General features: G+C 42.8%; 2 protein-coding genes. Both read right to left on the bottom strand.

Annotated features, from left to right (window positions below):
- Positions 1-58 precede the first annotated feature (58 nt).
- The gene (locus tag VHE99_03980; GenBank protein HVV68184.1) at positions 59-703 is read right to left on the bottom strand and encodes a response regulator; all 645 of its coding nucleotides are present in this window, start codon (positions 701-703) and stop codon (positions 59-61) included.
- Positions 704-1,183: 480 nt separating this feature from the next.
- Positions 1,184-2,164 carry a biotin synthase BioB gene (gene bioB, locus VHE99_03975; protein HVV68183.1) on the bottom strand — a complete coding sequence of 327 codons (981 nt, stop codon included), beginning with the start codon at positions 2,162-2,164 and terminating at the stop codon, positions 1,184-1,186.
- Positions 2,165-2,259 lie beyond the last annotated feature (95 nt).

Here is a 2,259-nt window from a genome sequence, read left to right as displayed (position 1 = left end):
AATCATTTCTGTCATTCCCGCCTACGCGGGACTGACAGAAATGATTTCGCGCCAGCGACTAATTATCTATATCAACCAAACCACTTTCTATCACCAGGCGAACTGCTTCGGCTTCTGTACTGGCACCTAATTTTTTTAGCGCACTGACCAAATAGCCACTGATAGTTTTTTTACTGAGATATAAACTCTTAGCAATGTCATTGCGCTTCATACCATTGGCCATCATAATCAAAATCTGTAATTCTCGCTCTGCTAATCGTCCTACCGGAGGCGGATTATTTTGCAAGGCGACATGAACGGAAGCTATGGTCTCTACCATTGATAGATCGATATAACGCTCCCCCGCATTCACAGTTTGAATTGCCTGTATCATTTCTTCACGGTTCGAATGCTTGCTTAAATAACCTGAAGCGCCCAGATTCAACAAACGCAACGGCACTAATCCACTGGTATAAGCACTAAGAATCAATATCTTTGGTGCAGGTTTACTACGTAAAAGACGCATGATGGCTTCAAATCCCCCCATCCCTGGCATATTTAAATCCATCAAAACCACATCAGGCAAAAACTCACGAGCAACTTGAATAGCCTCTTCGCCACTTTTTGCTTCACCAACCACCTCAATATTCTCCGCATCTTTCAGCAAAAACCTAACGCCGGTGCGTACCAATTCATGGTCGTCAACCAATAAAACTTTAATCATGGGAAAACTCCAGATAGTTAGTCGCTGGCGCGAAATTCAAAAAATGCACGTCGTGCTGACAGGAAGCCGAATCCAGGTCGCAGGAAAACGAAACTTTAACTTTCCTGTCCAGCTGGATCCAGCTTCCTGTCGGCACGACGTGCGGTTTTTGAGTTTCGCGCCAGCGACTAGTTATTGTTTCTTGGATAGCAGCTGAAAGAATACACTTTGAAGGAAGATTCGCGGTCTAGTGGAAGTGTTACATCCTTTATATAAGACATAAGCCCATTAAACAATATTAAAAGCTTGAGATCAATGTGCAGAACTCCAGAAAGCACAAATTTTTAGTCAAAAAACATTATAAATTACTTGCAATGTGAGTTTTGAAGATAATTCGAGCTAGGGTATAACAACCGGCTCGAAAGACAATTGAAGGTAACATGAGAATTTTAAAAATTTATGACAAAACACATTCGCGATAACATATATGAAAATTAAAAATCAAGTCGGTGGCGTATAAAGAGCAACACCTAATCGCTGAAACAAATACATATCATTATCAAAATCAGGATTGGTCACATATTTAGTTAACATTACTTTACGCGCACCATGAATAGAATTAGCCCCAGCCTGAAAGCACAACGCTTGCATTTCATCACTCATTTCATTGCGCCCCGCAGATAAACGTACAAAAGCTCGTGGCATCATAATACGCGCGACAGCAATGGTGCGAATAAAATCAAAATTATCTAACTTAGGCGCATTGTCACCTAAACGCGTACCTGGCACGCGAGTTAAATAATTGATCGGTACGCTACAGGGATGTTCGGGCAAATTGGCTAGCACGATCAGCATATTGGCACGATCAGTCACGCTCTCCCCCAAACCCAAAATACCCCCACAACAAACCTTGATACCCGCATTACGCACATACTCGAGGGTATCGAGACGATCTTGATAAGTGTGCGTGGTGGTTACATTTGGATAAAATTCTCGGGAAGAATTAACATTGTGGTTATAATAATCTAGCCCTGCATCAGCGAGTGCTTGTGCCTGCTCCGCCGTCAACATGCCAAGACACATACAGCTTTCCATGCCCAAAGCCTTCACTTCTCCAATAATCGTTTGTATCTTTTTAAGTGCACTATTTGGCAAATTGCGCCAAGCAGCCGCCGCACAAAAGCGCGTTGCGCCTTTGGCTTTGGCCTCTTTAGCAGTAGAGAGAATCTCTTCTAAAGGCTGTAATTTCTCAAGTTTTAATTCCACATTCGCACTTTGGCTCTGCGAACAATAACCGCAGTCCTCAGGACATAAACCCGTTTTAATACTCATTACAGTGCAGAGCTGAATTTGATTAGGATCAAAATATTGGCGGTGCACTGTCTGCGCCTGATACAGCAAATCAGCAAATGATAAATTAAATAAAGCTTGGGCTTCGTCTAAGGTCCAATTGTGGCGGATATGGGCTTCAGTGGCTGTCATGAGGGATCTCTTTGAGTATTAAATTTTTTATGTAACTAGTCGCTGGCGCGAAATTCAAAAAATGCACGTCGTCCCGGCATGGATGCCGGGACGAC

The sequence above is a fragment of the Gammaproteobacteria bacterium genome (assembly GCA_035546635.1).
Classification (GTDB): domain Bacteria; phylum Pseudomonadota; class Gammaproteobacteria; order JAURND01; family JAURND01; genus DASZWJ01.
This window is presented reverse-complemented; position numbering and strand designations above follow the sequence as displayed.

Bases quoted from the DNA above. Each gene is read 5' to 3' on its own strand.
- VHE99_03980 (HVV68184.1), bottom strand. From the start codon at position 703: ATGATTAAAGTTTTATTGGTTGACGACCATGAATTGGTACGCACCGGC.
- bioB (HVV68183.1), bottom strand. From the start codon at position 2,164: ATGACAGCCACTGAAGCCCATATCCGCCACAATTGGACCTTAGACGAA.